General features: G+C 66.6%; 21 protein-coding genes, 1 tRNA gene and 1 pseudogene. 3 read left to right on the top strand and 20 right to left on the bottom strand.

From position 1 onward, the window contains the following. Window positions 1-12: 12 nt before the first annotated feature. Together H5U26_RS03350 and H5U26_RS03345 are read right to left on the bottom strand one after the other, a co-directional pair. On the bottom strand, window positions 13-2,127 hold the full coding sequence (locus H5U26_RS03350; protein ID WP_290616632.1) for a protein-disulfide reductase DsbD domain-containing protein: 2,115 nt from the start codon (window positions 2,125-2,127) through the stop codon (window positions 13-15). Beyond that, window positions 2,114-2,386, bottom strand: a complete 273-nt coding sequence (locus H5U26_RS03345) for a SelT/SelW/SelH family protein (RefSeq protein WP_290616630.1) — start codon at window positions 2,384-2,386, stop codon at window positions 2,114-2,116. Before H5U26_RS03345 ends, H5U26_RS03350 begins: the two co-directional genes overlap by 14 nt. 28 nt (window positions 2,387-2,414) lie before the next feature. Here H5U26_RS03345 and H5U26_RS14885 point away from each other — a divergent pair. Then, window positions 2,415-2,972: pseudogene (locus H5U26_RS14885) on the top strand (NYN domain-containing protein); the annotation flags it as partial. Between the two features lie 907 nt (window positions 2,973-3,879). Here the strand turns inward: H5U26_RS14885 and H5U26_RS03335 are convergent. Together H5U26_RS03335 and H5U26_RS03330 are read right to left on the bottom strand one after the other, a co-directional pair. Continuing rightward, window positions 3,880-4,800, bottom strand: a complete 921-nt coding sequence (locus tag H5U26_RS03335) for an AEC family transporter (protein ID WP_290616626.1) — start codon at window positions 4,798-4,800, stop codon at window positions 3,880-3,882. 182 nt (window positions 4,801-4,982) lie between these two features. Then, entirely contained in the window at window positions 4,983-5,228 is a 246-nt protein-coding gene (locus tag H5U26_RS03330) for a hypothetical protein (protein ID WP_290616624.1), read from the bottom strand. A gap of 355 nt (window positions 5,229-5,583) precedes the next feature. Here H5U26_RS03330 and H5U26_RS03325 point away from each other — a divergent pair, with 355 nt between their 5' ends. Continuing rightward, entirely contained in the window at window positions 5,584-8,856 is a 3,273-nt protein-coding gene (locus H5U26_RS03325; RefSeq protein ID WP_290616622.1) for a type ISP restriction/modification enzyme, read from the top strand. A gap of 128 nt (window positions 8,857-8,984) precedes the next feature. On the opposite strand, the gene H5U26_RS03320 is transcribed toward H5U26_RS03325, so the two are convergent. After that, the gene (locus H5U26_RS03320; RefSeq protein WP_290616620.1) at window positions 8,985-10,190 is read right to left on the bottom strand and encodes a Fic family protein; all 1,206 of its coding nucleotides are present in this window, start codon (window positions 10,188-10,190) and stop codon (window positions 8,985-8,987) included. A gap of 180 nt (window positions 10,191-10,370) precedes the next feature. On the opposite strand from H5U26_RS03320, the gene H5U26_RS03315 reads away from it, so the two are divergent. Further along, window positions 10,371-11,267 carry a replication endonuclease gene (locus H5U26_RS03315; RefSeq protein WP_290616618.1) on the top strand — a complete coding sequence of 299 codons (897 nt, stop codon included), beginning with the start codon at window positions 10,371-10,373 and terminating at the stop codon, window positions 11,265-11,267. 113 nt (window positions 11,268-11,380) lie between these two features. Here H5U26_RS03315 and H5U26_RS03310 read toward each other — a convergent pair whose 3' ends face one another. From H5U26_RS03310 to aspS, 15 genes are all read right to left on the bottom strand, one after another. Continuing rightward, window positions 11,381-12,853 carry a hypothetical protein gene (locus H5U26_RS03310; protein ID WP_290616616.1) on the bottom strand — a complete coding sequence of 491 codons (1,473 nt, stop codon included), beginning with the start codon at window positions 12,851-12,853 and terminating at the stop codon, window positions 11,381-11,383. 545 nt (window positions 12,854-13,398) lie between these two features. Then, window positions 13,399-13,474, bottom strand: a tRNA-Lys gene (locus tag H5U26_RS03305). Window positions 13,475-13,511: 37 nt separating this feature from the next. Continuing rightward, window positions 13,512-14,201 carry a 7-cyano-7-deazaguanine synthase QueC gene (queC, locus tag H5U26_RS03300; protein WP_290616614.1) on the bottom strand — a complete coding sequence of 230 codons (690 nt, stop codon included), beginning with the start codon at window positions 14,199-14,201 and terminating at the stop codon, window positions 13,512-13,514. Further along, entirely contained in the window at window positions 14,198-14,878 is a 681-nt protein-coding gene (queE, locus tag H5U26_RS03295) for a 7-carboxy-7-deazaguanine synthase QueE (protein ID WP_290616612.1), read from the bottom strand. The genes queC and queE overlap by 4 nt, the downstream gene beginning before the upstream one ends. Window positions 14,879-14,900: 22 nt before the next feature. Beyond that, complete coding sequence (gene ybgF / locus H5U26_RS03290) at window positions 14,901-15,872, bottom strand: tol-pal system protein YbgF (protein ID WP_290616610.1); 972 nt, start codon at window positions 15,870-15,872, stop codon at window positions 14,901-14,903. 6 nt (window positions 15,873-15,878) lie between these two features. After that, window positions 15,879-16,418 carry a peptidoglycan-associated lipoprotein Pal gene (pal, locus tag H5U26_RS03285; RefSeq protein ID WP_290616608.1) on the bottom strand — a complete coding sequence of 180 codons (540 nt, stop codon included), beginning with the start codon at window positions 16,416-16,418 and terminating at the stop codon, window positions 15,879-15,881. A 33-nt stretch (window positions 16,419-16,451) separates the two neighbouring features. Next, window positions 16,452-17,735 carry a Tol-Pal system beta propeller repeat protein TolB gene (gene tolB, locus H5U26_RS03280; protein ID WP_290616606.1) on the bottom strand — a complete coding sequence of 428 codons (1,284 nt, stop codon included), beginning with the start codon at window positions 17,733-17,735 and terminating at the stop codon, window positions 16,452-16,454. Beyond that, the gene (gene tolA / locus H5U26_RS03275; protein WP_290616604.1) at window positions 17,725-18,849 is read right to left on the bottom strand and encodes a cell envelope integrity protein TolA; all 1,125 of its coding nucleotides are present in this window, start codon (window positions 18,847-18,849) and stop codon (window positions 17,725-17,727) included. Before tolA ends, tolB begins: the two co-directional genes overlap by 11 nt. Before the next feature lie 4 nt (window positions 18,850-18,853). After that, on the bottom strand, window positions 18,854-19,297 hold the full coding sequence (gene tolR, locus H5U26_RS03270) for a protein TolR (RefSeq protein ID WP_290616602.1): 444 nt from the start codon (window positions 19,295-19,297) through the stop codon (window positions 18,854-18,856). A 5-nt stretch (window positions 19,298-19,302) separates the two neighbouring features. Then, entirely contained in the window at window positions 19,303-20,016 is a 714-nt protein-coding gene (gene tolQ, locus H5U26_RS03265; RefSeq protein ID WP_290616600.1) for a protein TolQ, read from the bottom strand. A 127-nt stretch (window positions 20,017-20,143) separates the two neighbouring features. Continuing rightward, entirely contained in the window at window positions 20,144-21,190 is a 1,047-nt protein-coding gene (gene ruvB, locus H5U26_RS03260) for a Holliday junction branch migration DNA helicase RuvB (protein WP_290616598.1), read from the bottom strand. Window positions 21,191-21,355: 165 nt separating this feature from the next. Beyond that, complete coding sequence (ruvA, locus tag H5U26_RS03255; protein WP_290616596.1) at window positions 21,356-21,943, bottom strand: Holliday junction branch migration protein RuvA; 588 nt, start codon at window positions 21,941-21,943, stop codon at window positions 21,356-21,358. After that, window positions 21,940-22,443: a crossover junction endodeoxyribonuclease RuvC gene (gene ruvC, locus H5U26_RS03250; RefSeq protein WP_290616594.1), complete on the bottom strand. Its 504-nt coding sequence runs from the start codon at window positions 22,441-22,443 to the stop codon at window positions 21,940-21,942. Before ruvC ends, ruvA begins: the two co-directional genes overlap by 4 nt. A gap of 9 nt (window positions 22,444-22,452) precedes the next feature. After that, window positions 22,453-23,196, bottom strand: coding sequence for a YebC/PmpR family DNA-binding transcriptional regulator (locus H5U26_RS03245; RefSeq protein ID WP_068805496.1), 744 nt, complete (start codon window positions 23,194-23,196; stop codon window positions 22,453-22,455). Window positions 23,197-23,216: 20 nt separating this feature from the next. Beyond that, the gene (gene aspS, locus H5U26_RS03240; RefSeq protein ID WP_366055863.1) at window positions 23,217-25,001 is read right to left on the bottom strand and encodes an aspartate--tRNA ligase; all 1,785 of its coding nucleotides are present in this window, start codon (window positions 24,999-25,001) and stop codon (window positions 23,217-23,219) included. Window positions 25,002-25,005 lie beyond the last annotated feature (4 nt).

The raw sequence follows: 25,005 nt of genomic DNA, 5'->3' as shown, positions 1-25,005 counted from the left end.
GCGCTCCGGCGATCAGTCCGCCAGCGATTCGAGCACCAGCCCCGGCGTGAGTACCGCCGGCAGCAGCCGCGGCGGCGCGCCAGGCGGGTAGTACACGTACAAGGGGACGCCGCTGCGGCCGAAACCGGCCAGCGCCTGCGTGATCGCAGGGTCGTAGCGTGTCCAGTCGGCCTGCAGCGCGACCACGCCGAGTTCGGCAAAGCGGGCCGATACCGCCGCCGTATCCAGCGCCACCTGCTTGTTCACCTGGCAGCTGATGCACCAGGCGGCCGTGAAATCGACGAACACCGGCCGGCCGGTGGCGCGCAGTGCGTCGACCGCCGCCGACGACCAGGGCTGCCAGTCGATGCCGGCGCCCGCTGTGGCGCTCGCGCCGGACGCCGACGGCGCCACGACCGCCGGGCGCATGGCCGCGGCGAAACCCAGAACGGCGGCGAGGCCCAGGCCAATCACCACCACGCCACCGGGCAGCCAGCGCCGCGCGCCCCGCTGCACATGGCCGACGCCCCAGGCGGCGAAGCCGACCCCCAGCGCCGCCAACAACAACAAGCCGACCGCGTCCACCCCGGACTGGCGACCGAGCACCCACACCAGCCACACGGCGGTGGCGAACAGCGGAAACGCCAGCCCCTGACGCAGCGTGACCATCCACTGGCCCGGCCGCGGCAGGCGCGCCAGAAGTCCCGGCAACTCCGCCAGCAGCAGATACGGCAGCGCCATGCCAAGACCCAGCGCGGTGAAGATGGTCAGCGCTTCCCAGGCCGGGCGCGCCAGGGCAAAGCCGAGCGCCGCGCCCATGAACGGCGCCGTGCACGGCGTGGCCACCAGCACCGCCAGCGCCCCGGTCAGGAACGAGCCCGGATAGCCGGCCGGCTGCGGCGCGCTGCCGGCCAGGCGCGACAGGCCAAGGCCGACCTCGAAGGCGCCCATCAGATTCAGCCCCACCGCCGTCAGCAGCAGGGCCATGGCCGCCACGAAACCGGGCGACTGCAACTGGAAACCCCAGCCGACGCCGCCGCCGGCCGCCCGCAGCGCCAGCAGCAGCCCCGCCAGCAGCCAGAAACTGACCAGCACGCCGCCCAGAAACGCCAGCCCGTGGCGCCGCACCCGTCCCGGATCACCGTGCGCCAGCTGGATGAAGCTCAGCACCTTCACCGACAGCACCGGAAACACGCACGGCATGAGGTTCAGGATCAGTCCGCCGAGCACGGCCAGGCCGACGGCGAGCGCAAGGCCCATGCCGCCGTCCGCGGCGTGCACCGACACCGGCTGCCCGGCTGGCGGGACGGCAGCCAGCGATTGGATCGGCACATCCACCGCCAGCGCCCGCACCTGACCGGCAGCGTCCCAGCCGCGCTCGTGCACCAGCACACCGGTGAGGCGCTCCAGCGGTCCGGCGGCCGTCAGCGTCAGCCGCAGCCGATCGTCCACGCGCTCCAGAACCTGCGCCGCGGCGTGCCGGAACTGCCCCTCGCGGTCCGGGAAGAACTGCGCCGCGCCCGGCGCCACCCCGGCCGGCCAGTCCAGGTACACCCGATCGCCGAAACGGCCGGCGCCCAGATGTATTTCCGGCAAATGGCGCGGCAGCCGCGCGCGGGCATCGGCAATCGCCCGTTGTCCGGCCGGGTCCGGATCGGCCCGTTCCAGCAGCGGCAGGTCGAGCGCTAGCTGCGCCTGCTCGGGCAGGCACAGGTCCTTGCAGATCAGGTAATGCACCGTGGCACGCAGGCTGACCTGCCCCGGGCCGGCCAGCGTGCCCGGCGGCGTCACCGCCACCGGCAGCAGAACCTCGTCCGCGTAGCCGTAGGTCACCACCGGCGGTGGCGACACCTGCTCTGGATAAGGCCACTCGATGTCGCCGGCGCTGAATCCTGGCGGCAACTGCCAGTCGATGCGCGGCGCCTGCCCGGAGTCGCCGGGGTTTTGCCAGTAGATGTGCCAGCCGCGGTCAAGTTTGAACCGCACGCCGAGCGCAAACGGCTGGCCCGGCAGCACGCCGCGCACGTCGGCCAGCAGCTCCACGCGGGCATGCGGTCCCGCGGCCTGGGCCGCGGCGAGGCCCGGCAACACCGCCAGCGCCAGCAGTAGCCGGCGCGCGGCCTGCCGCCAACGCTCAGCGGTCCACATGGCCAAGATCACGGCCGGGGGCGACGCAGTCGCGCACCCGTTGCTTCAGTTCCTTGATGTCCGGAAAGCGCCCCTCGGCGCCGCGCGACCAGATCAACACATCATCCACGTGTACCTCGAACACGCCGCCTCGACCGGGGCGCAGCGCCACTTCGGCCAGTTCATCCTCGAAGCTGCTCAGCAGTTCCTGCGCCATCCAGGCCGCGCGCAGCAACCAGCGACATTGCGTGCAATAGGTGATCGCGACGCGGTGCGTCATGGGAGTCCGTCCTCGCAGGGTGCCTATAATGGCCGCCGCCCTTCGCCCGCCAGGAAACCCCGTGAGCACACCGACCAGCCACCGTACGCCGATTCTGGCCGTGTTTTGTGACTTCGAGAACGTGGCGCTGGGCGTGCGCGACGCCAAGTATGACCAGTTCGACATCCGCCGGGTTCTGGAGCGGCTGCTGCTGAAGGGCCCGATCGTGGTCAAGAAGGCCTACTGCGACTGGGAACGCTACAAGAAATTCAAGCCGGCCATGCACGAGGCCGCCTTCGAGATGATCGAAATCCCGCACCTGCGCCAGTCCGGCAAGAATTCGGCCGACATCCGCCTGGTCGTCGACGCGCTCGACCTTTGCTACACCAAGGGCCACGTCAACACCTTCGTGATCATCTCCGGCGATTCGGACTTCTCGCCGCTGGTGTCCAAGCTGCGCGAGAACAACAAGGAAGTGATCGGCGTGGGCGTGGCCAGTTCCACGTCGGACCTGCTGATCGCCAACTGCGACGAGTTCATCTACTACGACGACCTGGTGCGTGGCGACACGCCCAAGAAACCCGCCGCCCGCCGGCGCAGCGCCAAACCCAAGGCGGCGGCCCCCGTCGAGCCACCGGCGCCGCTGACGACCACCGAACAAGTGGCGGCCGAAACCGTACCCGAAGAACCGAAACGCAAGTCCCGCTCGCGCGGCGGGCGGCGCAAGCGCAGCGAGACCGTCGCCGTCACCGCCGACAACGACAACCTGGGCAACCTATTCGACAGCCTGCCGAACGGCGCGCCGGACCAGGCACCTGCCCCAGCCGATCATGAGGACGATGGTGAGCTGACGACCGATGCCAGCCGCTCCACCAAGGGCCTTGGCCTGATCATGGAAACCGTCGGCGCGCTGGTCGAGGACCGCGGCGAGGAGCAGAAAATCTGGGGCTCGATGGTCAAGCAGACCCTGCGCCGACGCCGGCCGGGCTTCAACGAGCGCTTCTACGGCTTTCGCAGCTTCAACGCCATGCTGGAAGAGGCCGCCGAGCGCGGCTGGCTGACCCTGGAACGGGACACCAAATCGGGCGGCTACATCCTGCACCCGATCGAAGGCGCCTACGTACCAACCGTGGTCGAGTACGCGGACGACGGCGAGGACGAAGACGGCGAACAGCCGGCCATGCCCGACTGAACCGGAAGCCTGCGCGGAAAGCGTCCGCTACGGGCGCTGTTTCCCGCACGGGAGTTTCATGTTCCCTGCAAGCGCTGGCGGCGGATTGGGGGTTGGCTAGGCCCCTTATCCCTGTGGGCGGCGCCCCCACCGCGAAATCTTCGATCAAGCATTCGGCCCGAGGGCGGGCCTCCCACACCGCAGAACCGCCGTGAGAGCGGCCCCGGGCCGCGACCGGATCGAACGCAACGGCAGCGTCACGCTGCGATCGCGCGCCCAGCGCGCGCCATCGTCCGCGGCAGCCGCGTGCAGGCGAGGTGAGGATCATCGGCAAGCGTATTCATCATCCAATCCAGCCTTGCAGATAGGGCGCAACGACCACGTACAACACCGTCGTCACGGTGAGCGCGGCGGTGAACAACGCCGAATCGAGCTTGAAGCGCTCGCAGATCGCAATCCCCACCGCCACCGACGGCGCCGCCGCCACGATCGCCGTGGCAGTCAGCAGCGTGCCGTCGAGATTCAGCGCCCGCGCCGCCAGCAGGCACGCCGCCACGCCCAGCACCGGCCGCAGCAGCACCACCGGCACCAGCACGGACAAGCGCGACAGGCCCTTGAACGTGAACGTGCTGCCGACCACGAACAGCAGCAGCGGCACCGAAGCCTGGCCCAGCACGCCAAAGGCGTGAACCAGGCTATCGGGCACCACCACGCCGCTGGCGTTGACGGCGAGCGCAACCAGCGTGGCCCAGAAAGGCGGCATGCGCAGCACCACCAGCGCGCTCTTCCAGCCGACCGCTGCGCCGCCGAACCACGCCGCCAGCGCCACGCCCAGCGACCAGTGCACCGGCACCGTGGCGAACATCTCGTACATCAGGGGCACGCGCGTGGCGGTGCCGCCAAACAGGCCCTCCACCACCGCCAGCGCAGCGCCCAGGCCATTGCCAAAGCCGACCGCCAGCACCGCCGCCCCGGCCTCGGCGCGCGTCAGGTGCCCGGCCCGCAGCATGGCGCCGAACACCAGCAGCCCGGCGCCCAGGCACACGCTGATCGTGACCAGCGCCACCAAGGGCACGCGGTACAGCGCCGGCTCCGGGTGGGCATTCAGGAACACGCCGAAAATCAGCGCCGGCACCAGCAGGTTGATGACCAGGGTGTTGAGCACCTGACGCACCTGCTGCATCGGAATACCACCGGGCAGCACCAGCCGCCAGGCCAGGCCGGACGCCAGGATCAGGATCATCGGCAATAGACGTTCGTACATTTCGAACAGTCCTCGCGCTGCGCGGCTACAAAAAAACCGCCATCCGCGGACAGCGGCGGGCGGTGATTGGCGTCTTTTGCCCGATAGGCGGCAATGCCCAGGGCAGGTAATCCCGTCCGGGCACCGCAAGAGCGGACTTAGGGAGTATCCGGCCGAGTGGCCCGTCCGGACTGGATGCGCCGCTACACGACTTCGATCGACACGTTCTCGATCGGCAAAACGCGTCGTATCTGCTCTGCCTTGGCGCGGGTGGAGAAGGTCATCGCCATGTCGATCCACGGCACCCAGCACACCGGATCCACGCTGTTCAGATAGGCTTCCCTATCCGTGGTCAACCGTTCGCGTTCGTAAATTTCTCCGCTCTCGCGATCGAGGAACTTGCCCTTGGAAAGGGTTTTCTTGGTCTGCTTTACGATCAGATATGCCATGTATAGATAATGACTGAAGATAGGGAATTCATGAATGAATGATTCTATTCAACACCCCGGTTTATTACCGGAGCCAGGTCGCCACTTGTAACGAATTCCGACTTGCACCGGACCGAAGTACCTGAATGAATCCGCATTCCCTTGCCGGAGACTGACAAGACCCGCCCTACACAAAAGACGGAATCTCGCACAACGCACTCGACACGACGAACACCCCGAGGCCTAAAACGAAAACCAAGTCTAGCACCGCCGCAGCGCGTGAATCTGCGCAGGCACAAAACAGCGGGCAACCTCTACACGGCACACCTCATACGCAGTCCGGACATCACCCCAAACGGTGTACGCTTTTGCGCCCATGACAGCCCCCGCCCAGCATCCGCAGCCCGCACAGACCTTCGCAGCCGAGGTAGCCGCCAAGTTCGCCGCCCACGCCGCCGGCCAGCCGGAAGACCAGCTGCGCGGCCCGACCGAACGCCTGCTCACCGCCATGGGCACGATGCAGGGACTAGTCGTGGTGGCCAAGGACGAAAGCCCGCTGCCGGACCAGCCCGGCCGGCCCGACTTTGCCGTCACTGTCGGCGCACTGCTGTGCGGCTACGTGGAACTGAAGGCGCCGGGCACGGGCGTGGACGTGGGCCGCTACACCGGCCACAACCGCCAGCAGTGGCAGCGCTTCGCGCACCTGCCGAACCTGGTCTACACCGACGGCAACGACTGGGCGCTTTACCGCAGCGGCGAGTGCCTGCGCCGCGCGCGCTTTGCCGGCGACCTGACGCAGCTCGGTGCGCGGGCGCTGGACGACGCGGGCGTAGCCGCGCTCGATGCCCTGCTGCGCGACTTCTACGCCTGGGAACCGCTGGTGCCGGCCTCGGCCGGTCAGCTCGCCGCCCTCATTGCCCCGCTGTGCCGCTTGCTGCGCGACGACGTGCACGACGCGCTGGCCCGCCAGTCGCCGGCCATGCAGGCGGTGGCGCACGACTGGCGGGCGTACCTGTTCCCCGACGCCAGCGACGCGGAGCTGGCCGATTCCTACGCCCAGACGGTGGTGTTCGCCCTGCTGCTGGCGCGCTCGGACGGCAGCGACACGCTGCTGCTGGACGCGGCGGTGGAAAGCCTCACGCACGCCAACTCGCTGCTCGCCCGCGCGCTGGACGTGCTCACCGACCCGCAACTGCGCGCCGACATCGGCGCCTCGGTGGCGCTCATCCAGCGCGTGGTGCGCGCCGTGCCGCCGGGCACCATGACGCACGGCCGGCGCGACCCCTGGCTGCACTTCTACGAAGACTTTCTGGCCGCCTACGACCCCAGGCTGCGCAAGAACGCCGGCGCCTACTACACCCCGGTGGAGGTGGTGCAGGCACAGGTGCGGCTGGTGGACGCGCTGCTGCGCCAGCGCCTGGGCAAGCGCTTTGGCTTTGCCGATGCCGGCGTCGCCACGCTGGACCCGGCGGTCGGCACCGGCACCTACCTGCTGGGCATCGTCGAGCACACCGCCGAGCGCGTGCGCGAGCGGGAAGGCGCCGGCGCACTGCCCGGCCGGGCGCAGAACCTGGCGCGGCAGCTCTACGGTTTCGAGCTGATGGTCGGCCCCTACGCGGTGGCGGCGCTGCGCCTGACCCGCGCGCTGCGCGAAGCCGGCGCGCCGCCGCTGGCGCAGGGCGTCAACATCTTTCTGACCAACACGCTCGAATCGCCGCACGAGCGCATTCCCGAGCTGCCGCTGATGTATCGGCCCATCGGCGAGCAGCACCGCCGCGCGCGCGACGTGAAGGAGCGCACGCCGATCCTGGTGTGCATCGGCAACCCGCCCTACGACCGCCACGCCGCCGCCGACGCCGACAACCGCGCCGCCACCGGCGCCTGGGTGCGCTGGGGCGAGGCCAAGGACGGCACCGACGCCATCCTGCGCGACTACGCCGAGCCGGTGCGCGCCGCCGGCAAGGGCGGGCAGCTCAAGAACCTCTACAACCTGTACGTGTACTTCTGGCGCTGGGCGCTGTGGAAGGTGTTCGAAACCGCGGCGCCGGGCGACGCGCCCGGTCCGGGCGTGGTGAGCTTCATCACCGCCGCCTCGTACCTGGACGGCGACGCCTTCGCCGGCATGCGCGAACACCTGCGCCGGACCTGCGACGAGGTGTGGATCGTGGACCTGGGCGGCGAGGGCCGCGGCACCCGCCAAGACGAGAACGTGTTCGACATCCAGACGCCGGTGGCGATTGCCATCGCCGTGCGCTACGGCGCGCCGGACCCGGCCACCCCGGCGGCCGTGCACTACTGCCGGCTGGAAGGCACGCGGGCGGAAAAGCTCGACCGACTGGAAGGCGTGCAGGACTTCGCCGACCTGCACTTCGATGTCTGCCCCGGCGACTGGGCCGCGCCACTGCGGCCGCGCAGCACGGCGGCGTTTTTCGACTGGCCGGCACTGACGGAATTGATGCCGTGGCAGCACTCCGGCGTACAAGCCAAGCGCATCTGGCCTATTGCGCCGACGGCAGATGTGCTCGAAAAGCGCTGGCGAACATTGCTGCAAGCCGCGGACCGGGCGCATCTATTCGCCGAAAGCACGGACCGTGTAGTTGGGGAGCGCTATAAAACCATCGGTGGGGAGGATGCGCGGCCGGCCCCCGCGATCGCGACCTTACCCTCCGACGCCGCGGCGCCGCCGATTCGCCCCTATGGATACCGATCTTTCGACCGGCAGTTCATTGCATTCGACGGAAGGCTCCTGTCCCGCCCGCGTGCGCCGCTGTGGCTCACGCTCTCGCCAGCGCAGATCTACTTCTCCAGCCTGCTCACCAAGCCTCTCGGCGACGGGCCAGCGCTCACCGTTTCAGCGGACCCGCCGGACCTGGATCATTTTTCCGGCCGTGGCGCCAAAGACATCCTGCCGCTGTGGCGCGACGCCGCCGCCACACGACCCAACCTGCACCCGCGCCTGCTGGAAACACTCGCCGCCGAATACGGCCGCGCCGTAACGGTGCCAGACATCGCCGCTTACCTGTACGCCGTGCTGGCCCAGCCGGCCTACACCGCCCGCTTTGGCGCCGAACTCCAGAACCGCGCCGTGCACGTGCCGGTCACGCTGGACGGCACGCTGTTCGCGGCCGCCTGCGCGCTCGGCCGCCGGCTGCTGTACCTGCACAGCTACGGCGAGCGCTTTGCGCAAGGCCAGACCTGGCCCGCCGGCCATGCCCGCTGCCTGCGCGCCGTGGCGGCGGAGGACGGCGCCGGCCTGCCGCAGCGCTACGCCTATGACCCGGCCCGGCAGGTGTTGCAGGTGGGCACGGGGGAGTTCGCGCCCGTGGCGCCAGCGGTGTGGAACTTCGAGGTGTCCGGCCTCAAGGTGGTGCAGTCCTGGCTGGGTTACCGCATGCGCCAGCGCAAGGGCCGCAAGTCCTCGCCGCTGGACGACATCGCGCCCGCCGCCTGGCCGGCCGAGTACACCACCGAGCTGCTGGCCCTGCTGCACCTGCTGGAAGAAACCCTGGCCGGCTACGGCGCGCAGTCCGAACTGCTCGAACGCATCCTGGCCGGGCCGCTGCTGACCGGCGCGGCACTCGGCCCGCCACCGCCGGCACTGCGCACCGCCCCGGCGACCGCACGCCAGCAGGAGCATCTGGACCTGTGAACGCCACGGCGGCCTGCGGGGCCGATTCATCCCGGGATCAAGACCACCGGGCCGGGGCGGCGAGACCTGATCCGCCCATGCCTGCCGGCCCGCCGCGATAACAGCGACGCCCCTCGCGCCGGCTGCCTTCAGGGCACGCCATCATCTGGTCCGGCGGTAATGCCCGGCCTCAACATGCCGCCGGCATCCACCCGCAGCCAGCCCTGCTCGCGCAACCGGCGCAGGTCGCGCTGTTTGGTCTTGTCCGTTTTTTTGCGGTAGAGAGTCTGGTAGGCCGAGCTTTGACGCAGCTCGGTCAGCGCGAGCGGCCGGCCGTTGTCCAGCACCCTGCGCACGATGGCGTACTGGCGCGGGTTGAGTTCCCCAGCCTCAAGCGCGGCCACCAGGCGGGCATCGAACAGCAACTGATCGACGATACGGTTCACCCGGTCGTGAAGCGCATCCAGCGTCTGGCGCATGCCGTCCAGGTGGAAGGCCACGAACGCCTGGTTCGGATGCGCCTTGTCGGCTTCGTCCGCCTTGCGGCAGGTGTTGAATAGGCTGAAATACGCGTCGATATGCTCCAGGTAGAAGTGCGACAACGCGAACGGTGCGTAGCGGAACCCCCCCTGCAGCAGCAGCGTTGCTTCGATGACGCGGCCGACCCGGCCATTGCCGTCCCAGAACGGGTGAATCCGTTCGAAGTAAAGGTGCACCAGCGGCGCCCGGATGGTCGGGGGTACGCCAGCGTCCAGCAGCGTGTCGTGCCAGTGCACCAATCCCTGCAGCAGGCGCTCGATGTCCCGACCGTATTGGGGCGGTTTGTACTGGCCGCCGTGCGCGGCGTCACCCACGCGCGTGATGCTGTTGCGGGGATTGTTGCGGATGACGCCCGGCTGGTAGTTCTCATGGGGCAGGTCACGGCACAGGGTGAGGTGCGCGGCGCGCAGGAAATCGACGTCGAGGCGCCAGCGCGGATCGGCCGCCGTGGCATGGGCCAGATCGTAGGCCGCCTTGATGTTGCGCACCCGTAGCTGCCGCTCCGCCTTGATCTGCTCCGGCGGCAGCGCCAGCACCGCGCCCGTTTCCTCTGGGGTAAGGTCGCCGCCTTCGATGGTGTTGGTGCCGTGCACGGACTCCACCAGCACTTCCTGCTCAAGCTGGTTGGCCACTTGCGCGAGCGGCGAGCCGATGAAACGCCGATGAGCATCCTTGATCCGCACCAGCGGCAGTTCCAGCGCCTGCAGGTTCAGGCCGACCTGAAACGTGAACGGGCCGAAGCGGTCAGTCTCGACACGTAGGGCAAGCTTTTGTGGGTCCTGGATGTCCACCAGAATGTCCTGTTGTATGGTCAATAATTTTCTTATATGACAGCCGGTTGCCGATCATACGCTTGAAACGCATTGCCCGGAATGTCCGCTATTTTGTCCGATTCGGCGACCTTGTCCGTCGCCCGCTGCGTCGACATCGAAGACGACCAGGGGCGACCCTTCGAGCGCCCCCGGTCAGCGGCTGCGGCGGCCAGGAACCGCCGGATGTCGGCCCACTTCCGGGCCGACCGTAGCGGCGATGTCGGCGAGTTCTACACGATCACCTGTCCGGGACGCATGCACCGCAGCTTATCGGTGAGCGGAGACCCGAATCCACGCTATGACGCCACAACACCGGGTGAAGCACAGGCTTACCTGTGCAAGTTGTGGGCGCGCGCCCGGACAGCATTGGCCCGCGCTGGCGTTCGCCCCTACGGCCTTCGTATTGCCGAACCACACCACGACGAAACGCCCCATTGGCATGTGCTGATGTTCATGCGCCCCAATCAAACCGAAACGGTAAGAGAAATTCTTCGTCACTACGCCCTGTCGGAACACCCCGACGAGCCGGGCGCGGCCACCCACCGTTTCGAAGCGATAGCGATCGACCGCAGCAAAGGCCGTGCGACCGGGTACGTCGCCAAGTACGTCTCGAAGAACGTGGACGGCACCTATATCGACGAGGACGAATCCGGGCAGGACGGACAAACGGCCGCCGAGAGGGTGACAGCCTGGGCGAGCACCTGGGGCATTCGACAATTCCAGCAAATCGGCGGGCCGCCGGTGAGCATCTGGCGCGAATTGCGCCGCATCGCGCAAGCGCCGGAAGGCGTGCTCGAAGCGGCAAGACAAGCAGCAGACACGGGAAGCTGGGCCGACTTCGTGGAAGTCCTGGGTGGCCCCTATGTGCAGCGCAAAGAGCTCAACGTCACGCTGGCCCGCGCTTGGTCAGACCGGCTGGGCCTATACGGCGAACCGATTGGTTACCAGATAGTCGGCGTTGAGGCTGGCGTAATCACTGTACCAACCCGACTTCACGAGTGGCGCGTTGTTCAGAACGTAAACCTGGAGTTTTCACCCACAAGCGCGTTAGCGCGAGTGGCCTTGGAGTACTGTCAATAACTGTACGCGCCCCGCTGACATCGGCACTTCCCCTCATCAAATCGACCCATGTCTACCGACATTGACCCGGTCGACCGCGACAAAACCCCTTGCCACGCACAGCAATAAAAAAGTTAAAATGCGTCAACAATAGGAATCGCCCACTGCCGAAAAGAGGCGGACACTAGCGGCAAGTAACTAACCAACGCGAGAGCGGTAGTCGGACTATGGTCCGTGTCGGTTGTATCCAAAAGAATGTCTGCAAGCACTGACGAATGCGAATCACTTAAACCTATTCTGATCAACCCAATGTAAAGGGGCATGGGCCGCACGTGTTCCACCAAGCCCAACCGTACTTTCGATAGAACAGCAGGCACGTCACTCAATAGCTCTTTGAGCCCTTGACCCAAATAGTCGGCCAACCGAACAAATCGCGCTGAGAAAAGTGGCCCATCATACTGAACACCACGCGCGCTGCTTGCAACCTCAAGCACCTGAGAAAAGACCCCCGCAAGCCACTCCGCATAGCCAAGCAGCTGGTCGTGCCCCATTCTCAAATCATTATGAACCCCACAAATAAGCTGCCTAGGAACAAACTCATACCCAATGGCAGCCGCATTCTGCGCATAGGCTGGAGGCCGATCCCTAAGACAAACACGCTGGTCTTCGCGCTGGTCAACTTCGTCAACAAACCCGATTTCCGTTCTTACATAAGGACCAACGTTGTCCTCGTTGACATATATAACATTAATACTAGAATCTTGCGGTACGACATTTGGCAGCGCTACTTTATCTGACAAACGCGAACGAAACCCAACTGCGACAGTTGCATGCCCACCACCCCCGAGAATATGCCCCAACATTAAGACCGGATAGCCAGATCGAATAAAAGCCGCGCAGGTAGTGGCAAACAATTTTTTTGAGAAGCCACGCCCACTATGGTTCGTTTCAATATCTCCGTCAATCACCAATGGGGAGAGATCACATGCTTTGATGGCCTCACTAATCTGCTCCCAAGTAAGACTCCTGCTTGGGAATATCCGCCTGCCAGCCGAAAAACCCAAGTTGGCCTTTTTTGTAATCTCCGCAGTGGTTGGAATTGCGTGATTCTCATCAAACGCTGAAGATTGAAACATCGTCCACAGACCTACAGTCGCACAGGCCGCCACCGCAACATCCTGCTGTTGCCACGCGAGACCGGTCACGGTTAACTCCTGACCCAAGAGATGAACATGATATGGCCGCGATGGATTGGTTACGCGAGGCGTATCCAAGTCTTGATCAGGATACCATTTGAGAACAGTTTTTCCGAATGGAGCCGACGGGATAGGTCGAATGACAGAAAATCCAACATAGCACTCTTGGAGCCTGCGAAGCGTTTTCTTTTGACCGGCTGCAAATCGGCGCAGAGTATCTCGTGAAATTGACGCTCCAGAGAAGAAGTGCCAACGCCTACAAATATTTGGATAAGACCTAGCCGAAGTCGAGTAAAAGCTAGCAAATTCTGAGAGGTAGTCTTTATCGAAATAACTCGGCTCCTCCACAACAGTAACTGAAGGAAGGCCCGCCAAATACCCTCGAATGTAATTCGCTTGAGGTAAATCCATCTGCCGTAGCGGGCTACTCTCCAAATTATAGACTAGGAGAGAATTTCGCATGTTAACAGCCCGAAGAAACTTTATATTTAGCTCCGCTCCGTACTTTTCTTGACAACAACATGCGGTGTCTTAGATGCGTCACGGCGCGTATAATCAACCATGGAATCAGAAACGATTTTTGTCAGCCTAGCTTTCTGCTCAATAGAAAGCACAATCTTCTTTAGGCTGGGGTCTTGCGCTGCGACTGATGTATTCCACAGAGTCCGTTTCATAAATAACCCCCGACATGCTTATCAATATCTATCTTTTGACTGAATAAATATGTAAATAATGACATAAAATCCGTCTCGAAAGACGACCGGGAAGGCCCGCTACACCTAGCGTAACGACCAGAACGAGCGCTCAGCCTAGCTGTCGATGGCGCTTTCTACATGGTACCTAACATCAGCCGTTCGATACTGCCCGCAGGAAGCGCAGGAAGAAAAAAACGCGCCTGAGGCGCGCCTCGCCAACAATGAACAGAGCGGTAAAATGGTCTAAGTGATTGTTTTTATTGGTGGGCCGTCTGGGAATCGAACCCAGGACACGCGGATTAAAAGTCCGCTGCTCTACCGACTGAGCTAACGGCCCCGTGGGGGCAGGCCCGAATGGGCCGGAATGGATACGGTCAGGCGGGGAAATAGATGGTGGGATCGGCCACGCCGGCGGCGCGAAAGCCTTCCGCCCGCAGGCGGCAGGCGTCGCACTGGCCGCAGGCCCGGCCTTGCGGGTCGGCATTATAACAAGACACCGTGAGCCCATAATCGACGCCCAGTTCCTGACCACGGCGAACGATATCGGCCTTGGATAGTCGCAGCAGCGGCGCGGCGATGCGTGGCCCCTGGCCTTCCACGCCGGCCTTGGTGGCGACGTCCGCCAGGACCTGGAATGCGTCGATGAACGCCGGCCGACAGTCCGGATAGCCGGAATAGTCGACCGCGTTGACGCCCACGAAGATGGCTGATGCGGCCAACACTTCCGCGTAACCCAGTGCGATGGCGAGGAACACCGTGTTGCGGGCCGGCACGTAGGTCACCGGTATGCCGGCGCTGGGCGACGACGGAACATCGATCGACACATCGGTCAGGGCGGAGCCACCGATGGCGTCGAGGTTGACCGAGACCGTGCGATGGCTGGCCGCTCCGCCGGCAGCGGCCACCCGCGCCGCCGCCGCCAGTTCCGCGCCGTGACGCTGTCCGTAGTCGATGCTCAGCGCATGACACAGATAGCCATCAGCGCGCGCCATGGCCAGCACCGTGGCGGAATCGAGCCCGCCGGACAGCAGCACGACGGCCGGGCCACGCGCGGACTCATTCATCGGCCCGGCACCTCGCCCCACAGCAGTTTGTGCAGTTGCAACTGCAGGCGAAAGGGCAGCCGGTCGGCCAGCATCCAGTCGGCCAGCGTGGCGGCGTCGAGCAAGCCGAAGGCGGGAGAAAACAGCACGCAGGCCCGGCTGGCAATGTCATACCGCTTGGCGGTTTCGACCGCCCAGTCGTAGTCGGCCCGATCGGTCAGCACGAATTTCACCTGATCGCTCGCCTGCAGCAGGTCCAGATTTGCATACAGGTTGCGGGCGCATTCGCCGGATGATGGCGTTTTCAGGTCGAGCACGCGCACCACGCGCCGGTCGACCGCCGCCACGTCGAGCGCGCCGCTGGTTTCGAGCGACACCTGATGACCCGCGTCGCACAAGGCGCTCAGAAGCTCCAGGCAGCCGGCCTGGGCCAAGGGCTCGCCGCCGGTTACGGTCACATGCGAGGTCGCGAAGGCCGCCACGCGGCTCAGGATCGCCGGCAGCTGCAGGTACTCGCCGCCCGTGAATGCATAGGCGGTATCGCAGTAACTGCAACGCAGCGGGCAGCCGGTCAGGCGCACGAACACCGTCGGCACGCCGGCCGTCAGGCCTTCACCCTGTATCGAATGGAAGATTTCGGTGATCTTGAGGCGAACCACCGGCACGTGCGCCGGCGCAGCCTGGGCATGTACGGTCATTGCAAACCAGCCGGCGGGCGGCTCAGACGCCCTCTTCCTTCATCCGGCTCAGGCGGTTGTCCGCCAGACGGGCGGCCGGGCTGTTGGGCCAGGTGGTCTTGAGGTCCGTCAGCGTCTGGCGGGCGGCCGCGAACTGCCGACGCTCGTACTGGATATAACCCACCTTGAGCAGGGCGTCCGCCGCCTTGGGCGACTGTGGATACTGCGCCACGACGCGCTGGAATTCGGCCAGCGCACGGTCGAACTGGCGCGTGACGTAGTACGCCTCACCGATCCAGTACTGCGCGTTGTCGGCAAGACTGCCGCCCGGATATTGCTGAAGCTGCGCCTGGAAGCCGGCGATGGCGTCCTCGTAGCGTCCGATGCGCAGCAGCTCGGAAGCCGCCCGATAGGCAGCCTGTTCCCCGCCGGCATCCGCCGCAACCGCGGCCGGCGCAACCGATGCCACCTGGCCGGCGGGCACCGGCGCAGGAGACGGAGCAATGACCGGCGCCGCCGGTGCAGCGTCGCTGACCGACGCAACTGGCCTCTCGACCGGCCCGACATCTGCGGCAGACGACGCGGGCCCCGGCGATGCGGGCGCATCGACGCCTGCCGACCCGCCGGGTGGCAGGCTCGGCGCTGCGGCGTCAGGCCCCGGCTCGGCTGGCGGCGCAGCAGCCCCACCGGACGGCGCCCCCCTCCCTTCCAGCGCGCTCAGCCGACCGTCGAGATCCAGATAGAACTCGCGCTGGCGCTTTTGCAGCTGCTGCACTTGATTGGCGGATTCCTCCACCATGCCCCGCAGTTGGCGCAGCTCGGCCTGCATCTGCTGCAATTGCATCACCACCTGCGCCTGGCTCTGGCCAGCCCCTGCACCGGCGGCGCTGGCCGCCTGCTCCAGCGCCGTCAGACGCTGGTCGAAGTCCTTGGGACTGGTCGCTGCCGACACCGCGCCGGCCAGCGCCAGCAAGACGAGCAATGCGCCGCCGCGGCGGCCGGAACGGTGCAGCATCAGCAATTACCGTGCGGTGTAGACGATTTCCACGCGCCGGTTCTGCGACCAGCAGCTCTCGTCATGGCAATCGGAGGCCGGCTTTTCCTCGCCGTAGCTGACCGTGGTGATCTGGCTTGCCGAGGCACCCAGCGCCACCAGCAGGTCGCGCACCGCGTTCGAGCGGCGCTCGCCCAGCGCGATGTTGTACTCGCGCGAGCCGCGCTCGTCGGTATGGCCTTCCAGCGTAACCGCCGCACTCGGGCTGCTGCGCAGATAGCCGGCGTGCGCCTCGACCAGCGAACGATATTCATCGGTGACGTCGTAGCGATCCAGGCCGAAGTAGATCTTGCGCTGCGACAGCGGGCTGCTGGGATCATCCAGCGAGCCGGCCGCAAATCCGGTGCCGGAACCGGCCCCGTAGGCACCATCCGCCCCCGTGCCGGTGCCGGCGGTGCCGGACGTCGATGCCGCATCGCCCCCGGCGCGGGTGGTGGCTTTCTTGCCGCAACCGGTCGCAGCCACGGCGGTCAGGGCAATCACGCACACATACAAAAACTTCTTCATGGGCAGAAGCTCCTCACGAGCGTTGGGGGGAAATCAGGGTGTGGCACCGAACGGCGACCAACCGGGTTCTCGCACTTTGGCCTGGACGACGCCCAGGCGCTGGCGAACATTGCCATCGATCGAAACAGTGGCGAGCGCCTCGGCGCCACCGGATTTCGCAGTATAGATGATGACCTGTCCGTTGGGCGCAAAGCCCGGCGATTCGTCAAGTGGACCATCGGTCAGTACGTCGAGTCGGCGGCTGGCGATGTCGAGCACGGCAATCCGGTAGCCGCGCCCCGCTGCCCCGTGCACCATCGCGATCTTGCGCCCGTCGGGCGACACCGCCGGGCGGGTGTTGTAGTTGCCGTCGAAGGTCACCCGCTCCTCGGCGCCACCGCTGGCGGGCACACGATAGACCTGCGGGCCACCGCTGCGATCGGACGTGAAGTAGATGTAGCGTCCGTCGGGCGACCAGCTCGGCTCCGTGTCGATGGCGTAATGCTGGGTGATGCGCCGCGGCGGGCCGCCGGCCAGGTCCATCACGTAGATGTCCGGGTTGCCATCCTTGGACAGCACCATCGCAATACGACCGCCGTCCGGGGAAAACGCCGGGGCGCCGTTCAGACCCGGAAACGACGCCACCAGCTGGCGCACGCCGGTGCTGACATCCTGACGAAAAATGGCGGCCCGCCGGTTGGCGTAGGTCGCATAGGCGACGAACCGGCCATCCGGCGACCAGGTGGGCGACAGGATCGGCTCCTGCGTGCGCAGCACCGTGACCGGGTTGTAGCCGTCGGCGTCGGCGATTTGCAGCTCGTAGTTGTTGCCGACCTGCGTCACGTAGGTCACGCGAGTGCCGAACACGCCATGCACGCCGGTGATGGCTTCGTAGATCAAGTCGGCGATGTGGTGCGCCAGGCGGCGCTTGCTGGCCGGCGCAACGCCCGGAAAGCGGGCGCCGGTCATGCGCTGGCCGGTGGCGACGTTGAACAGCTCGAACTCGGCCGTGAAGCGCCCGTCCGGCTGCGGCAATATCCGGCCGATGGTCAGGTACTGGGCCATCACCAGCTGCCAGTCGCGAAAATCGACCTGCGCCGCCTCGGTCGGGCGCGACAGCATCTGCTCGTCGGCCACCACGCGAAACTGCCCGGAGCGCGTCAGATCGGCCCCGACCACGGCGTGAATGGAGTCGGCCCCGCCGTCGTTGGCGTACGGCACGACGGCGATCGGGATGGTCTGCGCCGCGCCCTGCGTGATCTCGATCCGCAGCTCCGCGTGCGCCGCGCCGACCAGGGCCAGCAACAGCAGCCCCATCCAGCGCAGGTCAAACCGCATCCGCCTTGAACTCGAAAATGAAGTTTCGGAAATGTTCATTGAACAGCCTGATATCCGTTGGAACCCGTAACGGCGACGCCGCCATCACCGCCTGCTCGACCGACTCGACGAAGGCCGGATCATCCCCACATGCCACCACCTGCGCACCGATCACCTCGCCGCTGGGCAGCAGTTTCACGCGCAGCTCGCAACGCAGGCCCGGCGGCCAGTTCAGCGGCTTGCGCCAGCGCGCCTGCACCTGCCGCTGGATTGCCGCGACAAAGCCGTTGATCTGGTTTGCCTGCTCGGCGGCCCCGGCCGCTGCCTGCGCGGCGGCAGCTTGGTCGGCGGCAGCCTTTGCAGCGGCGGCCTGCGCGGCTGCTTTATCTGCCGCGGCCTTGTCCGCTGCAGCCTTGGCGGCGGCTGCCTGTTGCGCTGCGGCTTTGTCGGCCGCCGCTTTCTGAGCGGCGGCCTTCTCGGCAGCAGCTTTCTCGGCTGCTGCTTTCTGGGCCGCCGCCTTGGCCGCCTGTTCCTGCTGGAGTTTCTGCTCGGCCGCCTGCTTGGCGGCGATCGCATCCGCCTGTTGCTTGGCGTCGGCCGCAGCTTTGTCGGCTGCTGCTTTCTGAACAGCGGCCTTCTCGGCGGCAATTTTTTCTGCTGCCGCCTTGGCCGCTGCGGCTTTTTCCGCAGCGGCACGTGCCTCGGCCTGCGCCTGCTGCTTTGCCTGCGCGGCTTGCTGGGCCGCCTCGCGTTCGCGCTGCGCCTGTTCGACGGCTTTCGCAGCCGCGGCTTCCTCCTGCTGACGTTGCTCGGCGGCAGCCTGCGCACGCTCCTGTTCGCGCTCGCGCTGGCGCTGAAGCTCTTCGATGCGCCGCTGCTCCTCCTCGAGCTTGGCCTGACGCGCACGGTCCGCCTCGGCACGGGCCTTTTCAGCGGCATCGATCCGTTCGCGGGCCGCATCCAGGGCCGCCGGGTCGATCACTTCGGCCTCGATCGGCTGGCCGGCCGGGCGCGCCGGCTTGTCCTTCCACAGATCGATGCCCACCGTCAGCAGCAGAATCAGGGCAACGTGAGCCAGCACCGCCCAGAACAGGGGGCGGGACAGATCGCCGCTCGAGCCGCGCCGTTTCGCCATGCGCTCAGTCGGCAACCTGGGTGATGAGGCCGACCTTCCTGGCGCCCGCCTGCTGGAGCAGGGCCATGGCGTCGATGACCGCCTGATACGGCACCGCCTTGTCCCCGCGCACCACTACCGGCGCATCGGGCGCCTTCTCCAGCGCCACTTGAGTCAGAGCAATCAGCCGCTCAGCAGTCTCCGGCTTGCCCTCTTCGCTGCGATAAGTCTCGAAGTCGAAGTAATACCGGCCGTCCTTGTCCACGGTGACCTGAATCGGGGTCTGTTTTTCCTGTTCGACCTGCTCGCCCTGTTCGGCCTGCGGCAGGTCCACCTTCACGCCCTGCTCCAGCAACGGCGTGGTGATCATGAAAATGATCAGCAGCACCAGCATCACGTCGATGTAGGGCACGACGTTGATTTCCGCCACCACCCGGCCGCGCCTGCGGCGGCCCTGCGTCTGCGCCATGCCGGTCAGCCCTTCACGCCGCCGCGCTGTCCCAGGCCGGCTCGAAACGCATGTGCCTGGCGCTGCAGCAGGCTCATGAAGTCTTCGATGAAGGCCTCGTACTGGCCGGCGCGGTGATCCACCACCGACGCGAAGCGGTTGTAGGCAATCACCGCCGGAATGGCCGCGAACAGACCCATGGCGGTGGCGACCAGCGCCTCGGAGATGGCCGGCGCGACCAAAGCCAAGGTTGGCTGACCGGTGGTACCGAGCGACTGGAAGGCGCTCATGATGCCCCACACGGTACCGAACAGGCCGATGTACGGGCTGATCGAGCCGATCGTGGCCAGGTACGGCAAGTGCTCGTCGAGCGCCTCCATCTCGCGCGACATGCCGGCCCGCATGCCGCGCTGGGCGGAATCGAGCGCCGCCTCGATCGGCAGATGTGGCTGCTCGTACAGGTGCCGGAACTCGCGGTAACCACCGATGAACAGGCCCTCGACGCTGCCCGGCGGATAAATACTGCCGGCGGCCGCCTTGTAGAGCTCTTCCATGTCCTGACCGGACCAGAAGCGCCGCTCGAAGGCTTCGATGGCTGCCGCCACCTGCGCAAACGCGCGCCGCTTGCGCAGCATGATGGTCCAGGACAGCACCGAGGCCCCGAGCAGGATCACCATGACGGTTTTGACGACCGGACCTGCCCCCAACACCAGGTGGGCAATGGATAACTCGTTGGCCAAGCAATGCTCCGCGGGGGTGTTTGGGAAGGGTTGCGGTGAGGCGGCGGCGCCATCGGCCACTTAAGACCATTGCCGCAGCGCGGAATTTTACCTGCCGGCCGGCACTGCGCCCGCTGCCGGCACAAATTCAGTCGTCGAACAGATCGTCCCGCGCAGCGCCGCGCGCCACGGCCGGCGCCAGGCCCAGGTAAAGACTGGCTGCCTCGGTGGCCACCCGCCCGCGCGGCGTGCGCATCAGCAGGCCCTGCTGGATCAGGTACGGCTCGATCACGTCCTCGATGGTGTCGCGCGTCTCGCCGATGGCCGCCGCCAGGTTGTCCACACCCACCGGGCCGCCGCCGAACTTCTGCAGCACGGCCGACAGCAGGCGCCGGTCGTTGCCGTCCAGGCCGCGCTGGTCGACGCCCAGCATGGCCAGCGCCGCGTCGGCCACCTCGCGCGTCACGGCGCCGTCAGCGCGCATCTGTGCGTAATCACGCGCCCGGCGCAGCAGGCGGTTGGCGATGCGCGGCGTGCCACGCGAGCGGCGCGCCAGCTCGTGGGCGCCGCCCTCGTCCAGCACAAAATCAAACAGCCGCGCCGCGCGCTGCACGATCAGCGTCAGTTCCTCCTCGGTATAGAACTCCAGCCGCGCCACGATGCCGAAGCGATCGCGCAGCGGCGATGTCAGCAGGCCGGCACGCGTGGTAGCGCCGATCAGCGTGAACGGCGGAAGGTCGAGCTTGATCGAGCGCGCCGCCGGCCCCTCGCCGATCATGATGTCGAGCTGGAAATCCTCCAGCGCCGGGTAGAGAACCTCCTCCACGGTGGCGCTGAGGCGATGGATCTCGTCCACGAACAGCACGTCGTTGGGAGCCAGATTGGTCAGGATGGCGGCCAGATCGCCCGGCCGCTCCAGTACCGGTCCGGAGGTGGTGCGCAGGCCGACGCCCAGCTCGTGGGCAATGATGTGCGCCAGTGTGGTCTTGCCCAGGCCCGGCGGGCCGTACAGCAACACGTGGTCCATGGCCTCCTTGCGGCCCTGGGCGGCGCCGATGAAGATGTCGAGCTGCTCGCGGATCGCCTGCTGGCCGACGTAATCGGCGAGGCGACCTGGCCGGATGCCGCGCTCGACATGCACTTCCTCTACCGCCACCGGCTGGGGTTTGAGGATGCCGTCGCGTTCGATTGCCATGCCTAGTGCTCTGCTTCGTAAATCAAGGAACAGGATGAAAACGATGGATTCCGGCTCAGGGCAAGGCGCGAACCGCAGCAATAGCTGTCGCTATTGCGAGGATGAGCAACGCCGCCATGAGTCGGAAGACGCGTTTTCATGTTCCGGTATTTGCGAAGCAGAGTACTAGCCCCGCATCAGCCGTCTGAGCGCCGCCCGGATCAGGTCTTCGCTGCTCTGATCCTCGGCCGCCAGGTCACGCAGCGCCGCGCGTGCCTCGGTTGGCTTGTAGCCCAGCGCTTCGAGCGCACTGGCCGCATCCTGCAGGGCGTCGCCATGCGGCGCCAGGGCGCTGGCCGGCGTGCTCGCCATGCGCCCCAGCGGCTCGCGCAGTTCCAGGATCAGGCGCTCGGCGGTCTTGCGCCCAATGCCGGGAATGCGCACCAGACGCGCCGCATCGGCATCGCCAACAATGGCCAGCAGTTCGTCCACCGCCACGCCGGACAGGATGACCAGCGCCAACTTCGCCCCGACGCCAGTGACCTTGAGCAACTGGCGAAACAGCGCCCGCTCGGCCTCGCTGGCGAAGCCGTACAGCAGCTGCGCGTCCTCGCGCACCAGCAGATGCGTGTGCAGCAGCACCGGCTCACCGATGGCCGGCAGGCGGTAGAAGGTGCTCATCGGGGCGTCGATCTCGTAGCCCACGCCGCCCACGTCCACCAGCAGCATCGGCGGCGATTTGGCGAGCAGCGTGCCGGCGATGCGTCCGATCATCGGCGCCGCCGGCTGGCTGTCGAAGGCAGATCATTGGCTAGGCGCTGCGCATGGCACAGCGCACCGGCCAGGGCATCGGCGGCATCGACCCGCGGCAGGGCGGCCAGCCCCAGCAACCGGCTGACCATGAACTGAACCTGGGCTTTGGCAGCACGCCCGTTGCCGACCACGCTGAGCTTGATTTCGGCCGGCGTGTACTCGGCCACCGCGACGCCGGCCACGGCCGCCGCCACGATGGCGGCGCCGCGGGCCTGGCCGAGCTTGAGCGCCGAGGCGGCGTTGCGGTGCATGAATACGTTCTCGATGGCGACCGAGGTGGGCTGAAACTCGGCCAGCAGATCGGTAATGCCGCTGAAAATGCAGGCCAGGCGCGCGTCCAGCGGCCCCGGATCGATGCGGATGACGCCGCTTTCGACGTACTGCGCGCGCCCGCGCCGGGCGTCGATGAGTCCGAAACCGGTCAGTCGCGAGCCAGGATCGATGCCCAGTATGCGCGTCACGCCGCCCCGTCAGGCCAGCGCTGCCAGCGCCTCGTCCGAGAACTCCGCGTTCGAGTGCACCTGCTGCACGTCGTCCAGGTCTTCGAGCGCATCCAGCAGCTTGATCACCTGCAGCGTCTGTTCGGCGTCCAGCTGCACCGACGTGGTCGGCCGCTCGGCCAGCTCCGCCGACTGCGGCGTGACGCCCAGCGCCAGCAGCGCCTCGCGCACCTCGTGCAGGCGATCGAAGGCGGTCAGCAGTTCGATAGTGCCGTCCTGCACCAGCACGTCGTCGGCGCCGGCTTCGAGCGCCAGCTCGTAGGCGCGCTCCTCGGTTATATCCGCCGGCAGGACAATGCTGCCGCGGGCCTCGAACAGATACGCCACGGAGCCGTCGGTGCCCAGGTTGCCACCGCGCTTGGAGAACAGGTGGCGCACCTCGCCGACCGTGCGGTTGCGGTTGTCGGTGAGGCAATCGACCATGATGGCCACGCCGCCCGGGCCGTAGCCCTCGTAGCGCACCGCCTCGTAGTTATCACCATCGGTACCACCGGCGCCGCGCTTGGTGGCGCGGTCGATGGTGTCGCGCGTCATGTTGGCCGCCAGCGCCTTGTCGATGGCGGTGCGCAGGCGCGGGTTGGTGGCCGGATCGGCGCCGCCGCTGCGGGCGGCGGTGGTCAGCTCGCGGATCAGCTTGGTGAACAGCTTGCCGCGCTTGGCGTCCTGCGCCGATTTGCGGTGCTGGATGTTAGCCCATTTGGAATGGCCGGCCATGACGAAAATCGCTATGCAGATTAGGTGGTTGCGGGCTTCTTGAGCGCGCTGCGGATGCCCAGTTCCCGCAGCTGGCTATCGTCTACGGTCGAGGGCGCGTCCGTCAACGGACAGTGCGCGCGCTGCGTCTTGGGGAAGGCGATCACGTCGCGGATCGAGCTGGCACCGGCCATCAGCATCACCAGCCGGTCGATGCCAAAGGCCATGCCGCCGTGCGGCGGCGCGCCGTAGCCGAGCGCCTCCAGCAGGAAGCCGAACTTGGCCTGCGCTTCTTCCTCGCCGATGCCGAGCAGGCCGAACACGGCCTGCTGCATGTCCGGCCGGTGGATGCGGATCGAGCCGCCGCCGATTTCCGAGCCGTTGAGCACCATATCGTAGGCGCGCGACAGGCAGCGCCCGGGATCCGCCAGCATGGCGTCCGTGTCGGGCACCTGCGGGGCAGTGAACGGATGGTGCAGCGCCTGCCAGCGGCCGCTGTCCGGATCGTGCTCGAACATCGGGAAATCGACCACCCACAGCGGCTTCCAGCCGCCATCGAGCAGGCCAAGATCGTCCGCCAGCTTGCTGCGCAGCTGGCTCAGGTAGCCATTGACGACGCTCGCCTTGTCGGCACCGAAGAACACCACGTCGCCCACGGTGGCACCGACCCGCTCCAGGATGGCGGCAACGGTCTCGCCGCTGAGGAACTTGACGATCGGCGACTGCCATTCGACGCCACCATCCGCACCTTCGGCCAGGCGGATGTAGGCCAGGCCCTTGGCGCCGAACTGCTTGACGAACTCGACGTAGTTGTCCAGATCGCGCCGGCTCATGCTGGCGCCACCACCGGGCACGCACAGGGCGGCGACGCGGCCTTCCGGATCGTTGGCGGGGCCGGAGAAGACCTTGAAGTCGGTCTCGCGCAGGAGGTCCGAGACCTCGACCAGCTCCAGCGGGTTGCGCAAATCCGGCCGGTCGATGCCGAAACGGGACATGGCCTCGGCGTAGCTCATGCGCGGCAGCGGGTCTGGCAACTCAACGCCCAGCACGTCCGCAAACAGCCCGCGGATCATGCGCTCCATGATGGCCATGAAGGCGTCCTCGTCCAGGAACGAGACCTCGATGTCCAGCTGCGTGAACTCCGGCTGGCGGTCGGCGCGCAGGTCCTCGTCGCGAAAGCAGCGCGCGATCTGGAAATAACGGTCCAGGCCGCCCATCATCAGAATCTGCTTGAACAGCTGCGGCGACTGCGGCAGGGCGAAAAAGCTGCCCTGATGCACGCGGCTTGGCACCAGATAGTCGCGCGCGCCTTCCGGCGTGGCGCGGGTCAGGATGGGCGTTTCGACCTCAATGAAGCCGTCGGCCTCCAGAAACCGCCGCAACCAGCCGCTGACCCGTGCCCGCAAGCGCAGGCGGTCCAGCATGGCCGGCCGGCGCAGGTCCAGGTACCGGTAACGCAGACGCTTTTCCTCGTGGACCTCGTCCTCGTCGATCTGGAACGGCGGCGTCTGGGCGGCGTTCAGCACCTCGATGTGGCTGGCCAGCACTTCCACCTCGCCGCTGCGCATGGCGGTGTTTTCGGTGCCCGTCGGCCGGCGCCGAACGGTGCCGACGACCCTGAGCACGTACTCGGAGCGCACCAGCTCGGCAGTGCGAAAGGCCGCCTCGGTGTCCGGGTCGATCACCACCTGCAGCAGGCCCTCGCGGTCGCGCAGGTCGATGAAGATCACGCCGCCGTGATCGCGCCGACGGTGCACCCAGCCGCACAGGGTGACGGTCTGACCCAGGGCCGCGCTGTCGACCAAGCCGCAATAGACGCTACGCACTAGA

It is taken from the genome of Immundisolibacter sp., assembly GCF_014359565.1.
Taxonomy (GTDB): Bacteria; Pseudomonadota; Gammaproteobacteria; order Immundisolibacterales; family Immundisolibacteraceae; genus Immundisolibacter.
Note: the sequence above shows the minus strand (reverse complement) of the source record. Positions and strands in the feature narration are given on the sequence as shown.